This is a genomic window from Micromonospora sp. NPDC001898 (genome assembly GCF_042891255.1).
GTDB lineage: Bacteria > Actinomycetota > Actinomycetes > Mycobacteriales > Micromonosporaceae > Micromonospora.
Genome location: NZ_JBIATC010000003.1, coordinates 394,312 through 410,038 on the forward strand (window position 1 = coordinate 394,312; position 15,727 = coordinate 410,038).

Genomic DNA, 15,727 nt, shown 5'->3' on the forward strand with positions numbered 1-15,727 from the left:
GGATCGGCGGACCGGGCGGTGGGGACGTGCGACCCACCGGGCCGACGCGGGGGTCACGCCGCCGGGACGCCGAGCGCCTCGTCGATCCGGCCGAGGGTGGCGTCGTCGTCCGCCCCGATCCCCCGCAGCAGGTCGATGGCGGTGGTCCGCAGATGCCCGACGATCATGGCCAGCGGCAGGGTGCCGCCCGGGGTGAACAGCCGCCCGGCGCCCCGGACCGCCTCCAGCGCGGCGGTCTCGGCGCGGGCGGCGTCCCCGTCGGCGGCGTCCTCCCGGCCGTCCAGGTCGGCGGCCAACGCCTCCCCGGCGGCGTGCACCGCGTCGGCCATGGACCGGATCGCGGCGCCGAGGCCGTCGGGGGCGGGGGTGGGCAGCCGGGTGAGGTTCACCCCGGCCCGGGCCAGGACCCGCACGTTACGCACGACGGAGTCGATCTGCCCGATGGACGCGTCGACCGAGCGCAGCCGGCTGATGCTCCCGCGGCGGCGCACCCGCAGGGTCAGCGCCTCGCCGGCGGCGCGCACCCCGGCGCGCAGCCGCTGCACCGCGGCGTCCATCCCCCGGGCCCGGTCGAAGGTGGCCAGGGCGGCGGCCTCGTCGTGGGCGTCGAGCGCGTCAGCGACCTCGCCGAGCAGCCTGGCGAGGTCGCCGAAGCTCCGCCGGAACTCGGCGGCCAGCGGGACGAGCGGGTGCCGGGCACCGACGAGTTGGCTGGCGACGAGGGCCACCGCGCCGCCGATCAGCGCGTCGACGAAGCGGAACGGCACCAGCGACTCGGTGGGCGGGGAGACCACCACCACGTAGAGGGCCGAGACGGCGGCCTGCTCCCCGGTGACGCTCCCCGCGCCGAACGCCACAGCCAGCACGATGGTGATCAGGATGACGACGAAGACCGTCCAGCTTCTGCCGGGGCCGAGGGCCCGCACCAGCACGTCGGCGACGAGCACCCCGGCGGCGACACCGAACAGCACCTCCAGCGCCCGGCGCGTCCGGTGCCCCCGGGCCTGACCGAGGACGATCAGCGCGGCGGCCGGGGCGAAGAACGGCCGCGAGTGCCCCAGCAGCCAGCTCGCCAGCAGCCAGGACAGGGTGGCCGCCAGGGTGCCCTCCGCCACCACCACCCAGCCCCGCCGCAACCGGCTGCCCGCCTGCCGCAACCAGCCCCACCGGGCCATCGCCGTCTCCTCCACCGTCGCGCCGCCGCCCCGCCCGTGGTGCTTCCCGGCGGGCGCGGCGGCCCGGTCGGGGCCGCCGCCACCGCGGGCCCGCCCGGTGACGGCCCAGCCCGATCCGGGGCGGCGCCGGCCGATCCGGGGAGGCAGCGCCGCGCCGCTACCCGCCCGCCGCCCTGCGCGCCTCGGCGTACTCGGGGGCCGCGAGGAAGCGGGCCAGCACCTCGGCGGTGCCGGGCATGTAGGGCCGGCCGTCGAACAGCTCGTCGGGCGGGACGAAGACGATCGCGGCCCCCTCGCCGAGCACCACGTCCTCCTGACCGGCGCTCGTGCCGCCCCAATAGTAGTGCTTCATCCGATTTATCTCCGGCACCTGCGGGGTGCCGAAGGGGCGCAGGCCGGCGTCGGGCGTCAGCGCGGTCTCCTCCCGCAGCTCCCGCAGGGCGGTCTGGTCGAGCGTCTCCCCCGGCTCCCGGTGCCCGCCCGGAAGCCCCCAGACGTTCGGGTGGCGCGGCGCGTACGCGTCGCGAAGCTGCATCAGAATCCGTCCGGCCCGGTCGACGAGCAGCACGCTGGCGATGTCGATCACCCCGCCACCCTAGGTCCATGGACCGTGGTGACCCGACTCAGGCGACGTGGGTCAGGTGGGCCGTGATCGCTGCGGCGAGGATGTCCGGGCCGGGCCGGGACCACAGGTCGGCGTGGAAGACCTCCACCTCGATCGCGCCCCGGTAGCCGGCGGTGTCGACGGCGTCCCGGAACCGGCGCAGGTCGATGCAGCCCTCCCCCGGCAGCGCCCGCCCGAGCAGCACACCCTCGGGCAGCGGGGTGACCCAGTCCGCCACCTGGAAGGCGGCGATCCTGTTCCCGGCGCGGGCGATCTGCCGGTACACGGTGTCGTCCCACCACAGGTGGTACGTGTCGACGACCACCCCGACGGTGCCCGGGTCGAACCGTTCGGCGATGTCGAGGGCCTGGCCCAGGGTGGCGATGACGCACCGGTCCGCGCAGAACATCGGGTGCAGCGGCTCGATGGCCAGCCGTACCCCGGCTGCGGCGGCGTGCGGGGCCAGCTCGCCGATGGCATCGGCGACCCGCTCCCGGGCCCCGTCGACGTCCCGACCGCCGGCCGGCAGCCCGCCGGAGACGAGCACCAGCTCGGCCGTGCCGAGGCTGGCGGCCTCCTCGATCGCCCGCAGGTTCTCGTCACGCCAGTCGTCGGCGGTGAAGAACCCGCCCCGGCACAGCGAGGTGACCCTCAGCCCGGCGTCGCGGACCAGCCGGGCGGCCCTGGTCAGCCCGTACTGCCGCACCGGCTCCCGCCACAGCCCGACGGCCGGGACCCCGGCGGCCACGCAGCCGGCGACCAGCTCCGCCAGATCCCAGCCGGTGGCGGTGGCCTGGTTGAACGAGAACCGGGCCAGCCGGTCTCCGGCGGGGGCGGTCACCGCCGGCTCCCCGACGGCGGTCACTGGGCCACCCCGGCGACGGTGAGGTAGGCCCGGGCGCGGGTGGCGGCCAGCTCCGCGTCGGGCAGCAGCCCGGCGGCGTCCGCGAGGGTGAGCAGCCGGGCCAGATGCGCCGGCGACCGGCCGGCCTGCTGGCCGGCGACCATGGTGAAGTGGTCCTGGTGGCCGGTCAGCCAGGCCAGGAAGACGATGCCGGTCTTGTAGCGCCAGGTCGGGGCCGCGAACAGGTGCCGGGCCAGCGGCACCGTGGGGGCGAGGATCTCGTCGTACGCAACCAGGTCGCCCCGGTCGAGGGCGGTCAGCGCGGCGGCGGCGGCCGGGGCGATCGCGGCGAACACGCCGAGCAGGGCGTCGGAGTGGCCGGCCTCGTCGCCGCGGATCAGCTCCGGATAGTGGAAGTCGTCGCCGGTGTAGAGGCGCACCCCGGCGGGCAGCCGGCGGCGCAGGGCCACCTCCCGGTCGGCGTCGAGTAGCGACACCTTGATCCCGTCCACCTTCTCGGCGTGGTCTTTGACCAGGTCCAGCACCGCGTCGGCGGCGAGGTCCAGGTCGGTCGAGCCCCAGTAGCCGGTCAGCGCCGGGTCGAACATGTCGCCGAGCCAGTGCAGCACCACCGGCTCGTCGGTGGCGGCCAGCAGGTGCGCGTACACCCGCTGGTAGTCCTCGGGGCCTTCGGCGGCGGCGGCCAGGTGCCGGCTGCACATCAGCACCGGCCGGGCCCCGGCGGCGCGGACCTCGGCGAGCTGCTCGGCGTACGCGTCGCGGATGCGGGTGAGGTCGGCGGGCCCGGCTGGGAGCTGGTCGGTGCCGACCCCGGCGACGATCCGCCCGCCGATCGCCCGCGCCTCGGCGGCGCTGCGCCGGATCAGCTCCCGGGTGGCCGGGTGGTCCAGCCCCATGCCGCGCTGCGCGGTGTCCATCGCCTCGGCGACCCCCAGCCCGTACGACCAGAGGTGGTGGCGGAAGGCCAGGGTGCGCTCCCAGTCGACGGCGGCCGGGGCGCCGGGGACGTTCTCGGCGCGCGGGTCGGCGACCACGTGCGCGGCGGCGTACGCGGTCCGGGAGGTGGCCGGGGCGTCGGGGCGGGCGAAGCCGCCGGTGCCGGACAGCCGGTGGCGGGTGCCGTCGGGGAGGGTGACCAGGGTGCTCATCGGCCCAGCTCCGGGACCTCGACGCGGCGGTGCTCGCGGGCGGAGCGCAGGCCCAGCTCGGCGAGCTGCACGCCCCGGGCGCCGGCCAGGAAGTCCCATGGGAACGCCTCGCCGGCCACCACGTGCCGCAGGAACGCCTCCCACTGCACCTTGAACCCGTTGTCGAACTCGTCGTTGTCCGGCACCTCGGTCCACTGCGAGCGGAAGTCCTCGCCGGAGGGCAGGTCCGGGTTCCAGACCGGCTTCGGGGTGACCGACCGGTGCTGGACGCGGCAGTTGCGCAGCCCGGCGACCGCGCTGCCCTCGGTGCCGTCCACCTGGAACTCGACCAGTTCGTCCCGGTTGACCCGGACGGTCCAGGAGGAGTTGAGCTGGGCGACGATTCCGCCGTCGAGCTCGAAGATGCCGTACGCGGCGTCGTCGGCGGTGGCCGGGTAGGGCCGCCCGGCCTCGTCGACGCGGCGCGGGATGTGCGTGGCGGTGACGCAGGAGACCGCGCGCACCGGGGCGAACAGCTCCTCCAGCACGTAGTGCCAGTGCGGGAACATGTCCATCACGATCCCGCCGCCGTCCTCGGTTCGGTAGTTCCAGGACGGGCGCTGGGTGGGCTGCCAGTCGCCCTCGAAGACCCAGTAACCGAACTCGCCCCGCACGGACAGGATGCGGCCGAAGAAGCCGCCGTCGATGAGCCGCTTGAGCTTGCGCAGGCCGGGCAGGAAGAGCTTGTCCTGCACGACGCCGGTGCGCACGTTCGCGGCCTCGGCGGCCCGGGCCAGCTCCACGGCGGCGGGGCTGCCCTCCGCGAGGGGCTTCTCGGTGTAGACGTGCCTGCCGGCGTCGATCGCCTGGCGGACGGCCTTCTCCCGCTGCTGGGTGAGCTGGGCGTCGAAGTAGATCTCGACGTCGTCGCGGGTCAGGGCGGCGGTCAGGTCGGTGGTCCAGTCGGTCAGCCCGTGCCGCTCGGCGATGTCGCGCAGCCGGTTCTCGTTGCGTCCGACGAGGACCAGCTCGGGCCAGATCCGGGTGCCGTCCGCCAGCGGCACCCCGCCCTGCTCCCGGATGGCGAGCAGCGAACGGACGAGGTGCTGGCGGTAGCCCATCCGGCCGGTGACGCCGTTGACGATGATGCCGATCGGCCTGCGGGTCATGTGCTCCTCCCTCTCCTCGGCGGGCGGACGCCGTCCACCCGGCGGGCAGGGACGACCGACGCGCGAGGCAAGCGCTTTCCTGGGAGCCTAAGGGGCACCCGCCGCGCGGGGCAAGGGCTTTCCGCGACGACTGCGGTAACCTGTGCCCGACCGCGCGGGGCCGGCCGCGCGGGCGGACCACCGGGGGGCGGCGGATGGCGACGCTGGCCGATGTCGCGCGGCGGGCGGGCGTCTCCCCCGCCACCGCGTCGCGCGTGATCAACGGCAGCAGCAAACCCGTCGCCGAGGAGCTGCGCGACCGGGTGCTACGCGCCGTCGCCGACCTGCGGTACGTCCCCAACGCCCACGCCCAACTGCTGGCCCGCCCGCAGCGCAGCGTGGTCGGCGTGGTGGTGCACGACGTCTCCGACCCGTACTTCGCCGAGGTCACCCGAGGGCTGCAACGGGTCGCCACCGAGCGGGGCCGGCTGCTGATCATCTGCAACAGCTACCGCGACCCCGTCCGCGAGCTGGAGTACGTGGAGCTGCTGCGCGCCCAGCAGGTCGCCGCGATCGTGCTGGCCGGCTCCGGCTACCACGACGCCGAGTTCACCGGCCGGCTCAACGAGAAGCTCGCCGCGTACGAGGCGACGGGCGGGCGGGTCGCCGTGATCGGCCGGCACGACCACTTCGGCGACGCGGTGATGCCGGCCAACGCCACCGGCGGCGAGCTGATCGGCCGGGAACTGCTGCGCCTCGGCCACCGCGAGATCGGGGTGGTGGCCGGGCCGCGCGTGCTCACCACCATCACCGACCGGCTGACCGGGCTGCGCCGGGCGCTGGCCGGGGCGGGCCTGACGCTGCCCGAGGAGCGGATCCGCTACGCCGACTTCGACCGCGACGGCGGGGCGCGGGCCACGGCCGACCTGTTGGCGGCGCACCCCGACCTCACCGCGATCGTGGCGCTCAACGACTCGATGGCGGTCGGCGCGCTCGCCCTGCTGCGCTCGCGCGGCGTCCGGGTGCCCGAGGAGGTGTCGGTCGTCGGCTTCGACGACATGCCGATCGCCGCCGACGTCACCCCGGCGCTGACCACGGTGCGCCTGCCCCTGGTCGAGCTGGGGGTCCGGGCGATGAGCCTGGCCCTCGACCCGGCCGGCGGGGGGCCCCGCGTCGAGACGCTCCCGGCGGGCTTCGTCTCCCGCGACAGCACCGGCCCCGCCCCGCAGTCCGGGCCGACCGGGTGGGAGCGGCGCTGATACCGCTCTAGCAGCGCCGCGTCGGAGGCAGCCGACCCGCGAAGTAGGCCACGGGTGGCACGCCCATCATCGTGCTGAACTCGGCGGACATGTGCGACTGGTCGTAGTAGCCCGCCGTGGTGGCGAGCTGCGCCCAGCGGGTTGCGGGCCGCCCACCGCGGGCGAGCACGCCGCGCACGCGAGCGATGCGTTCGAACCGCTTGGGCGAGAGCCCGACGCAGTCGGCGAACAGGGCACGCAGGTGGCGCTCGCTGACCGCGAGGCGCCGGGCGAGCACCGGCATGCGCTCCCGCCGCCGCTCGGGGCGGTCGGTCAAGGCCTCGGTGGCGGCGCGTACGAGTTCGCTGCGGGCCAACTCGGTGCCGGCCGCCGTGGCGATCCGGGCCAGCAGCACCGGCTCCAGGTACGCAAGCAGACGCCTCGGATCCGTCCCCGGCTCGGTCGGCCCGCTCGCCCCCGCCCACAGCTCGCTCACCGGCACGACCTGGTCGACCAGTTCGCGTACCGGAACCCCGAACAAGAGCCGCGCGACGCCGGGGCGCAGCCGCAGCCGCAGGCAGAGCGGGAACTCCTTGCCCGCGTGGTACGACGCGCGGGTGCGCGGGCCGACCGCCAGCAGGTCCGCCTGCCGGCTGGACGTCGTGCGGAGGACCAGCGACGTGGCCGCGTCGGGCACGTGCACGAGTGGCCGGCGTTCGCCGGAACCGTCGGCGGTCAGCACGGTGACATCGTCGACCCACCGGCGCAGCCCGCCCGGCACGGGCATCCGTGACTGGGTGCTCACTGGCTCACGTTATCCGCCGGCCGCGCGCCGCGACGAGCGCCCCAGCCGTGCCGAAAGTTCCTATTGGCGCGCGGTGGTGGCGGGGCAGGGTGGACACCATGATTCTTGTTACGGGTGCCACCGGCACGATCGGTGGTGAGGTCGTCCGGCTCCTGGCAGGCCGGGGCGAGCCGGTACGGGCGATGACGCGGAACCCGGCGAAGGCCGCCCTGCCGGCCGGCGTCGAGGTGGTACGGGGCGACTTCGACGACCCGGAGAGCCTGACCGGCGCGGCGACCGGGGTCGAGGCGCTGTTCCTGCTCGACGCCCCGGGACCGTGGGTCGCCCGACACGACCGGGCGATGCTCGCCGCCGCGCGGGCGGCGGGCGTACGGCGGGTGGTGAAGCTGTCGGCCATCGGGACCGGACAGCAGGCCGGCAAGGTCGGCGACTGGCACCTCCCGGGCGAGCAGGAGTTGCGCTCGGGCGACGCGGGGTGGACGGTGCTCCGCCCGTCCGGCTTCGCGTCGAACGCCCTGCGCTGGGCCCCCGCGATCCGTGCCGGGCAGCCGGTTCCCAACCCCACCGGCACGGGCGCACAAGGCGTCGTCGACCCACGAGACGTGGCCGAGGTCGCCGTGCGGGCGCTGCTGTCGGACGCGCACGTGGGACGGGTGCTCACCCTGACCGGGCCCGAACTGTTGAGCGTTCCGGACCTGGCCGAACGGCTGGGCGAGGTGCTCGGGCGTAGGGTCGCGACGGTCGACGTGCCGCTGGGGGCGTACCGCGAGAGCATGCTCGCCAGGGGCCTCGATCCCGTCTTCGTCGAGGTCGCCGTCAACGGCGCCAAGCTGATCGCGGAGGGCGACGCCGCCCGGCTCACCGACGACGTGGCGCAGGCGCTGGGTCGCCCGCCGCGCACGTTCGCCGCTTGGGCGTACGACCACCGCGACGCCTTCGGTGGCTGACGTATGCCACCCGCCGTCAGTCCGGGCGGGCGGCGGTGTCCCGGTCGTCCCGGGCCAACTCGGCGAGGCGGTCGATCTGGGCGGGGTCGGACAGCGCGGACCCGACCGCCACCACCCTGACCCCGGCGACCAGGAAGCCTGCGGCGTTGCCCGCGTCGATGCCGCCGGTGGCGACGAAGCGCAGCTCGGGCAGGGGCCCCGCGACGGCCTTGAACCACTGCGGCCCGAGGCTCACCGCCGGGAATGCCTTGAGCCAGGTCAGCCCGTGGTCGCGGGCCCGCTGCGCCTCGGTCGGGGTGGCCACGCCGGGCAGGTGGGGAATCCCGTGCCGCAACGCGGCGTCGGCCACGGCGAGGTCGAGGCCGGGTGCCACGGTGAACGCCGCGCCCGCGTCGGCCGCCTGCCGTACCCGCTCCGGGCTGAACACGGTGCCGGCGCCGACGAGCCGGTCCCGGTCCCGCCCGGCGGCCACGGCGGCGCGCAGCGCGGGCATCGCCTCCGGGGTACGCACCGGCACCTCCACCACGTCGATGCCGAGGTCCCAGGCCCGGTTCGCGAGCCGGACCGTCTCCTGCGACGGCAGGTCCCGCAGGATCACCATCACCCGGGAACCGGCGAAGATCGGGCCGAAGCCGTGGGCCGTCACCGGCCGCTCCTCTCGTTCTGCGCGCCGGCCACGCCGGTCGCGGAATCCAGCAGGCCCGCCGCGACCGGGTCGAGTGCCGCCCAGCGGTCGGCCGGCAGCGCGACGAGGTCGTCGAGGTCGCGCCGCCGGGGTGGCAGCGCGCAGTCCCCGGGCACCGCGAGGGCCCGTACCGCGACGAGGTGCCCGCAGCGCAGCGCGGCGGCGGCGTCGAGGCCGCGCAGCACGGCGCTGAGGTAGCCGGCGGCGAACGCGTCGCCCGCGCCCACCGGGTCGAGCACCGCCGCCCGCAGCGCGGGCACGAAGACCGCCGACCCGGTACGCCCCAGCGCGGTCGCCCCGACCGCGCCGTCCTTGACCACCACCGTCGCCGGGTGGGGCAGCAGGCGGCGCACGGCCTGCGCGTCGGTGCTCCCCCAGAGCCGCTCGGCCTCGTCCAGCCCGACGAGGACGATGTCGGCCCGGTCGGCGACGGCGCGCAGCACCCCGGCGGCGGCGCCGGCCGGCCAGAGCCGGGGCCGGTGGTTGACGTCGAAGCTGACCAGCGCGTCGCCGAGCGGCCGGTCGGTGACCGCGTGCTCGACCAGCGCCCGGCAAGACGCCGAGAGCGCCGGGGTGACCCCGGACAGGTGCAGCAGCCGCGCCCCGGCCAGGCGCGGGTCGGCCAGCGCCGGCGGGCCGAGCCGGGACGCGGCGGAGCCGGCCCGGTAGTAGTGCACCCCGGCCACCTCGGGGTCCTTGAAGTACACGCCGGTGGGGGCGTGCGGGTCGACGGCGACACCGGCGACGTCGACGCCGGCCGAGGCGACCTCGGCCGTCACCCGCCGGCCGAACGGGTCGTCGCCGACCCGGCTCACCCAGGCGACCCGGTGCCCGAGGCCGGCCAGGCCGATCGCCACGTTGGACTCCGCCCCGCCGACGCCGAGCCGGACCGAGCCGGCGCGCTCCAGCGGCGCGCCGTCGCCCGGCGACAGCACCACCATCGTCTCGCCGACGGTCACCACCTCCGGCCCACCCGCCCCGCTCATGCCGGCCCACCCGGGACGCCCGCGCCCGCGGGACCGCCCAGGCCCGACGGAGAGCCGTGGCCCCCCGGAAAGTCCTCGCCCGCCGGAGAGCCGTGGCCCCCCGGAGAGCCGTGGCCCGTCGGGAAGTCGGAACCCGGCTCGGCGGTGGCGTCCGCCTCGGCGGCCAGGGCCGCGGCGGCGGTGCGGTCGAGGATCCCGTCGGCGACCGTGACGGTGTGCCGGCCGGGCCGGCTGCCGCCGGCCGGGACCACGGCCGGGGTGTCGAAGGCGAAGGCCACGCAGACCCCCGGGTACATCGCCGTCCGGACGAACCATCGGTCGCCCGACCCGAGCCCCGTGAAGACCAGGGTGTACGCCCCGCCGTCCGGCCCGGTGCCGGTCAGCGCCACCCACGGCGAGTCCGCGCCGTTAACGGACTCCTCACCGTCGGCGTCCACGGTGAACACCTGCGGCGGGTCGGCCGCGACGGCCCGCCAGAAGAACCCGCCGTACCCGGCGCCGCCGGGGCGGCCGTTGGTGGCCGGGCTGCCGAGGGGAACGTCCCGGTCGACGGGGGCGGTCAGCGCGTACCGCAGCTCCAGCCGCCACGCCCCCGGCGCGGCGGCCACGGGCGCGGCGGTGATCCGGCGGTCCTCGGTGAGCAGCACCGCGCCGGCCGGGTCGCGCCACTGCAGCCGGTGTGCCAGCACGTCGTCGGCGCGCTCGGTCCAGCCGGTGTGGACGATGCGGCCGTGGTCGTCGCGCCAGGTGTAGCCGGCGTCGCGGACGTAGGTGCGCCCGCCCCAGAGGTTGCTGCCGGCGACGTCCTGCACGGCCAGCGACGCGCCGAGGTGCCACACGTGGTCCTCGGGCAGCGCGTCGGTGACGACCGTGCCGGCGAGGGTGCGCACCGGGTGCAGGTAGGGGCGCGGGCCGTGCCGGGGGTCGAGATCCGGGGCGAGCACGTACCGGGCCACCTCGACCCCGTCGACCCGCAGCCGGGCGTCGTCGGAGTCCGTTCGGCGGGGAGCGTCGTCGTCGGCACCCGCCCGGCGGGGGGCGTCGTCGGAGTCCGTTCGGCGGGAGGCGTCGCCGGTCACGACGGCTCCACCGCGACGGCCCGGCGGCGGCGGGCGACCGCGTGCAGGGCGGCGAGGGTGTAGCCGGCGAGGATCGGCAGCGCGACCGGGATGACCAGCGCGGTCAGCACGGCGGCCACGCCGCAGATCCCGCTCGCCGCCGCCCAGCCACCCGGTCGGGCGACGCAGGCGCGGGCGGCGCTGCGGGCGGCGACCCGCCAGCCCCGCCCGCCGGCCCGACCGACCTCGACGACGACCAGCCCGACGTACCCGACCAGCGCCGCCGTGACCAGGGCCGTGACCAGCAGGGCGGGCGGCCCGCCGGGAACCCGGCCGGTGGCCAGCGCGGCCAGGTCGGCGCCGAGCAGGAGCGCGCCGGCCAGCGCGATCAGGGTGACCGGCACGCCGGCCGGCAGCGCCCGGACGTAGCGTCGGCCGGTGGTCCGGGCGGCCGGCCAGCCGCCGTCGGTGAACCGGTCGTGCACGGCGGCGCTGGCGGCGGCGAGCGCGGCGCCGGCGGTCAGCACCGGCAGCGCGCCCACCACCAGGGCGAACCCGACCAGCGCCAGGTCGGTGGCGTCGGCGACCACGTCGCGCCAGTCGCGGCGGGGCGGCTTCTCCGGCGTCGCGGCGTCACCCCTTGGGTCCGTCACGGCGTCACCCCTTGAGTCCGCTGGTGTTGATGCCCTCGACGAGCATCCGCTGGAAGGCGAGGAAGAACAGGAACACCGGCAGCAGCGACAGCACCGACATGGCGAACATCGGGCCGACCGCGCTCTGGCTGGTCGAGTCGATGAAGAGGGTCAGCGCCACCGGCACGGTGTAGTCCTCCAGGCTGGAGAGGAAGACGAGCTGCCGGAAGAAGTCGTTCCAGGTCCAGATGAACGAGAAGATCGCGGTGGTGACCAGCGCGGGTCGGCTCAGCGGCAGGATGATGTGCCGGAAGATGCCGAACGCGCTGGCCCCGTCGATCTTCGCCGCCTCGTCCAGCTCGCGCGGGATGCCCCGCATGAACTGCACCATCAGGAAGACGAAGAACGCCTCGGTCGCCAGGAACTGCGGGATCAGCAGCGGCAGGTAGGGCCACTCGCCGCCGACCAGTCCGAGCGAGCGGAACAGGATGTACTGCGGCACGATCAGCACGTGCCCGGGCAGCAGCAGGGTGCCGATCATGACGGCGAACCACATCCCGCGCAGCCGGAACCTCAGCCGGGCGAAGGCGTACGCGGCGAGCAGGCAGGAGACCGCGTTGCCGACCACGGTCAGCAGGCTGACCATGGCGCTGTTGAGGAAGAACCGGCCGAAGCTGAGGTCGAAGTTGGCCCACCCGTCGGTGTAGTTGCCGGGGGTGAACTCCCTCGGCAGCAGGCCGGTGTTGCTGACGATCTCCTCCTGGCCCTTGACCGAGGTGCCGATCATCCAGAACAGCGGGTAGAGCACGACCACCACGATCGCGATCAGGATGACCAGGCGCACGGCCTGCCCGCCGCCGGAACGCGGGCGGCGCGGCCGGGTCACCACCAGGCCTGCGGTAGCCGTCACCGGTCCTCCCCGTCGGAGTAGTGCACCCAGAACCGCCCGGTGCTGAAGAAGATGGCCGTGATGAGGCCGATGGCGAGCAGGAAGACCCAGGCCATCGCCGAGGCGTAGCCCATCTCCAGGTCGGTGAAGCCCTTGATGTAGAGGTTCAGCGTGTACATGAGGGTGGAGTCGACCGGGCCGCCGGTGCCGTTGCTGAGCACGAAGGCCGCGGTGAAGCCCTGGAAGCCGTTGATGGTCTCCAGCACCAGGTTGAAGAAGATGACCGGGGAGAGCATCGGCAGGGTGACGGCGCGGAACTGCCGCCACGTGCCGGCCCCGTCGACCGAGGCGGCCTCGTACAGCTCCGTCGGCACCTGCTTGAGCCCGGCCAGGAAGATCACCATCGGGGCGCCGAACTGCCAGATGGCGAGCACCATCAGGGTCTCCAGCGCCCAGTCCGGGTCGTTGACCCAGGGCTTGCCCTCGATGCCGAACAGGGCCAGCACCGAGTTGAACGCGCCGTCGCGGTTGAACATGTTCACCCAGACGATGGCCAGGGCGACGCTGCCACCGAGCAGCGACGGCAGGTAGAACAGGCTGCGGAACAGCCCGACCCCGCGCCACGCCCGGTTGAGCAGCAGCGCCACCCCCAGCGCGGCGGCCAGCTTCAGCGGCACCGCCACCAGGGCGAAGGTCAGCGTCACGCGGACCGCGTGCCAGTACGAGGGGTCGTTGGTGAACATCCGCTCGTAGTTGGCGAACCCCACCCACTCGACCTCCGAGAAGGGGGTGAGGATGTCGTAGTCGGTGAAGCTCAGGTAGAGCGACAGGAGCATGGGAATCGCCGTGATGGCCATCAGTCCGATGAGCCAGGGCGAGAGGAAGACGTACCCCGCCAGACCTTCGCTGTGCCGGATCCGCCCGGCCACGTCCCGGGGGGCGTGGGCGCGGGCGGATCCGGTGCCGCGTCGGGTCGGGTCGGGCGTCGTGGTCAGTGCCACGAGCCGGCTCCTTTCCGAACGTGTGCGGCGGCTCAGACGATGGCGGACTTGCAGGCGGCGAGGTACTGCGCCGCCGCCTCCGCCGGGGTGGCCCGGCCGTACTGGGCGTTCTCCGCCGCCTTGATCAGTTCTGCGCGGACCTTGCTGTGGCCCTTGATCGGCACCTGCGGCGACTCGCCGAACTTCTGGGCCAGTTCGGCCTCCACCGCGATGGACTGCTTCATCGCCGGGTCGGTGGTGCCCTCGCTGACGAGCCGGCGCAGGTCCTGGTTCGACGGCAGGCCCCGGTCGGTACCGAGGAGCTTGACCGCCTCCTGGTCGTTGGCCAGGAAGTTCAGCACGTCGACCGCGATGTCCCTGTGCTTGCTGCCCTTGAACACGGACCAGTACATCGAGGCGCGGGCCCACTGGGCGCTGGGGTCGCCCGGGTAGGCGACGACGCCCAGCTCGTCCTTGGTGTTCTTCTTCAGCTCCGGCATCTGGTTGACCCAGACCCAGGACGTGCCGGCCTTGCCGGTGACCACGAGCTGCTTGGTGATGTCGGTGGCGTTGCCCTCGTGGATCACGTCCGAGGTCGGGGTCGCCCCCCGGTCCCGGGCGCCCTTCCACAGCTCGAACCACCGGGTCACGTCCTCGACGGTGAAGCCGAGCTCCCTGCCCTTGTACAGGTCCTTGCCCTGCTGGCGCAGCCAGACCCAGAACGCCTTGTAGTCGGCGCTCGGGTCCTGGGTGCCGGGGACCTTGGTCTTCTTCGCGACCTGCTCGGCCCAGGCGATGTGTTCCTCCCAGGTCATGCCGGTGGTCGGCTCCGGGAGGCCGTTCCTGGTCAGCAGCGTCTTGTTGTAGACCAGCCCCTGGGTGTTCTCCCCGGCGGCCAGCCCGGCGAGCTTGCCGTCGACCACGCCGTACTGCCACAGGCTCTTGGGGAACTTCGACACGTCGAGCTTGCCGGAGTCGGAGTAGCTGGTCAGGTCGAGCGTGGTGTTGCGGGACGCGTACTCGGCGAGGAAGTTGTCGTCGATCTGGAAGATGTCCGGCGGGTTACCGCCGGCGGTGAGGGTGGCCAGCTTGTCGAAGTAGCCCTGGTTGGCCTGCCAGGTCTTCTCGAACGTGACGTTGGGGTGCTTCCTGGTGTAGAGGGCGAGGGCGTCCTCGGTCAGCTTCGCCCGGGCCTCGCCGCCCCACCAGAAGATGGAGAGCTTGACGGGGGCGTTGGGGTCGTCACTGGCCTCGTCGCCGCCGCAGGCGGCGGCGCCCAGGGCCAGCGGCGCGGCGACCACCAGGGCGACGAGCCCGCGCAGCAGCCGACGGCGGGGGGTACGGTGGGAACGCCCGGCGGGTGCGCCGGCGGTGGGGGGCGTGGCGGGGTGCATGTGCGCTCACTCCTTGGCATTAGGAGGCGACGACACCACCGGTGGCCGCAGTCGGGCGGCCCGGGTCCGCAAGGCGATGCGGGCCCGGGCCGACACGTTCGGCACCGGGGCCACCGGACGACGGAACTACTCCGGTGGAGTCGCGGATGACCAGCTCGGTCTGGAGCATTACCTGTGCGGTGGTGCGACGGGCGCCGGCTGCCGTGCCCCGACCGGCGCCCCGCGGTCCCCGCGGCGCGTCGGTGTCCTGTTGCAGCAGCATGTCGACGGCCGTCCGGCCGGCGGCCGCGGTAGGCGTGGCCACCGTCGTCAACTTGGGCCGGGTGAGCCGGCTCAGGGCGATGTCGTCGATGCCGACGACGCTGACGTCCTGCGGCACCCGGACCCCCAGGGCGTCGAGCCCCTCGATCAGCCCGATCGCCATCAGGTCGTTGTAGGCGAGCACGGCGGTGACGCCGGCCCGCTGGACCTGTTCGGCCAGCGCGCCGCCGCCGTGCTCGGTGGGCGGGTTGGGCCCGAGAACGGTCAGTTCCGCGCCGCCGGCCCGCGCCGCGGCGGCGGCCGAGCGGCGGATCTCCCGGTTGGTCCACGAGCCACGGGGCCCACCGAGCAGGGCGATCCCGGTGTGGCCGAGGCCGACCAGGTGCTCGATCGCGGAGCGGGCCCCCTGCCCGACGTCCATCATCACGCAGGGCAGGCCGGTCACCTGCCGGTTTATCACCACCAACGGGACCTCGCGGCTGAGCTGTTCGATGAGGCTGTTGCTCATCCGGGGGCTGCACAGCAACACCCCGTCGACCTGCTTGGCCAGGGCGTGGACCAGCTCCTCCTCGACCACCGGGTCCTCGTTGGTGTCGGCGACGAAGATGTGGTAGTCGCGGTGCCGGGCCTGCCCCTCCGCCGCCTTGATCAGCGGCGGGAAGAACGGGTTGGCGATGTCGGCGATGATCAGGCCGATGTTGTGGGTGCGGCCGGTGATCAGGGCCCGCGCGGCGCGGTTGGGTCGGTAGCCCAGGTCCTCCGCGCAGGCCAGCACCCGGACCCGGGTCTCCGGGTTGACCAGGTGCGGTGCGGAGAACGTGCGGGAGACCGTGGAGATGTGCACGCCCGAGGCCCTCGCGACGTCCCTGATGGTGACTGGCACGGCGGCCCCTTCGTCCAGTGTGGTTGCGGTCACGTGGGTGCCGACAATTA

Annotated in this window: 16 protein-coding genes; 2 read left to right on the plus strand and 14 right to left on the minus strand. The window is 74.6% G+C overall.

Annotated elements, in window-relative coordinates:
- Positions 1-53: 53 nt before the first annotated feature.
- The 5 genes from ACFYZF_RS09625 to ACFYZF_RS09645 form a co-directional block, all read right to left on the minus strand.
- Positions 54-1,175, minus strand: coding sequence for an aromatic acid exporter family protein (locus tag ACFYZF_RS09625; RefSeq protein WP_387017636.1), 1,122 nt, complete (start codon positions 1,173-1,175; stop codon positions 54-56).
- Positions 1,176-1,332: 157 nt separating this feature from the next.
- Complete coding sequence (locus tag ACFYZF_RS09630) at positions 1,333-1,761, minus strand: NUDIX domain-containing protein (protein ID WP_387017638.1); 429 nt, start codon at positions 1,759-1,761, stop codon at positions 1,333-1,335.
- Positions 1,762-1,798: 37 nt separating this feature from the next.
- Positions 1,799-2,644, minus strand: a complete 846-nt coding sequence (locus ACFYZF_RS09635) for a sugar phosphate isomerase/epimerase family protein (RefSeq protein WP_387017639.1) — start codon at positions 2,642-2,644, stop codon at positions 1,799-1,801.
- Positions 2,641-3,792: a dihydrodipicolinate synthase family protein gene (locus ACFYZF_RS09640; RefSeq protein ID WP_387017641.1), complete on the minus strand. Its 1,152-nt coding sequence runs from the start codon at positions 3,790-3,792 to the stop codon at positions 2,641-2,643. Before ACFYZF_RS09640 ends, ACFYZF_RS09635 begins: the two co-directional genes overlap by 4 nt.
- Positions 3,789-4,940: a Gfo/Idh/MocA family protein gene (locus ACFYZF_RS09645; protein WP_387017643.1), complete on the minus strand. Its 1,152-nt coding sequence runs from the start codon at positions 4,938-4,940 to the stop codon at positions 3,789-3,791. Before ACFYZF_RS09645 ends, ACFYZF_RS09640 begins: the two co-directional genes overlap by 4 nt.
- A gap of 194 nt (positions 4,941-5,134) precedes the next feature.
- On the opposite strand from ACFYZF_RS09645, the gene ACFYZF_RS09650 reads away from it, so the two are divergent.
- Entirely contained in the window at positions 5,135-6,178 is a 1,044-nt protein-coding gene (locus tag ACFYZF_RS09650; RefSeq protein WP_387017644.1) for a LacI family DNA-binding transcriptional regulator, read from the plus strand.
- Positions 6,179-6,185: 7 nt separating this feature from the next.
- On the opposite strand, the gene ACFYZF_RS09655 is transcribed toward ACFYZF_RS09650, so the two are convergent.
- Complete coding sequence (locus ACFYZF_RS09655) at positions 6,186-6,962, minus strand: helix-turn-helix domain-containing protein (protein ID WP_387017646.1); 777 nt, start codon at positions 6,960-6,962, stop codon at positions 6,186-6,188.
- A gap of 98 nt (positions 6,963-7,060) precedes the next feature.
- On the opposite strand from ACFYZF_RS09655, the gene ACFYZF_RS09660 reads away from it, so the two are divergent.
- Positions 7,061-7,909, plus strand: coding sequence for an NAD(P)H-binding protein (locus ACFYZF_RS09660; RefSeq protein ID WP_387017648.1), 849 nt, complete (start codon positions 7,061-7,063; stop codon positions 7,907-7,909).
- A 16-nt stretch (positions 7,910-7,925) separates the two neighbouring features.
- On the opposite strand, the gene ACFYZF_RS09665 is transcribed toward ACFYZF_RS09660, so the two are convergent.
- The 8 genes from ACFYZF_RS09665 to ACFYZF_RS09700 form a co-directional block, all read right to left on the minus strand.
- On the minus strand, positions 7,926-8,555 hold the full coding sequence (locus ACFYZF_RS09665) for a bifunctional 4-hydroxy-2-oxoglutarate aldolase/2-dehydro-3-deoxy-phosphogluconate aldolase (RefSeq protein ID WP_387017650.1): 630 nt from the start codon (positions 8,553-8,555) through the stop codon (positions 7,926-7,928).
- Entirely contained in the window at positions 8,552-9,580 is a 1,029-nt protein-coding gene (locus ACFYZF_RS09670; protein WP_387017652.1) for a sugar kinase, read from the minus strand. The genes ACFYZF_RS09665 and ACFYZF_RS09670 overlap by 4 nt, the downstream gene beginning before the upstream one ends.
- The gene (locus ACFYZF_RS09675; protein WP_387017654.1) at positions 9,577-10,659 is read right to left on the minus strand and encodes a PmoA family protein; all 1,083 of its coding nucleotides are present in this window, start codon (positions 10,657-10,659) and stop codon (positions 9,577-9,579) included. The genes ACFYZF_RS09670 and ACFYZF_RS09675 overlap by 4 nt, the downstream gene beginning before the upstream one ends.
- Entirely contained in the window at positions 10,656-11,291 is a 636-nt protein-coding gene (locus ACFYZF_RS09680; RefSeq protein WP_387017655.1) for a hypothetical protein, read from the minus strand. The genes ACFYZF_RS09675 and ACFYZF_RS09680 overlap by 4 nt, the downstream gene beginning before the upstream one ends.
- A gap of 4 nt (positions 11,292-11,295) precedes the next feature.
- Positions 11,296-12,057, minus strand: a complete 762-nt coding sequence (locus ACFYZF_RS09685; protein WP_387018399.1) for a carbohydrate ABC transporter permease — start codon at positions 12,055-12,057, stop codon at positions 11,296-11,298.
- Between the two features lie 119 nt (positions 12,058-12,176).
- Entirely contained in the window at positions 12,177-13,160 is a 984-nt protein-coding gene (locus ACFYZF_RS09690) for a carbohydrate ABC transporter permease (RefSeq protein WP_387017657.1), read from the minus strand.
- Between the two features lie 32 nt (positions 13,161-13,192).
- Complete coding sequence (locus ACFYZF_RS09695; protein ID WP_387017659.1) at positions 13,193-14,533, minus strand: ABC transporter substrate-binding protein; 1,341 nt, start codon at positions 14,531-14,533, stop codon at positions 13,193-13,195.
- Between the two features lie 19 nt (positions 14,534-14,552).
- Complete coding sequence (locus tag ACFYZF_RS09700; protein WP_387017661.1) at positions 14,553-15,677, minus strand: LacI family DNA-binding transcriptional regulator; 1,125 nt, start codon at positions 15,675-15,677, stop codon at positions 14,553-14,555.
- Positions 15,678-15,727: the final 50 nt, after the last annotated feature.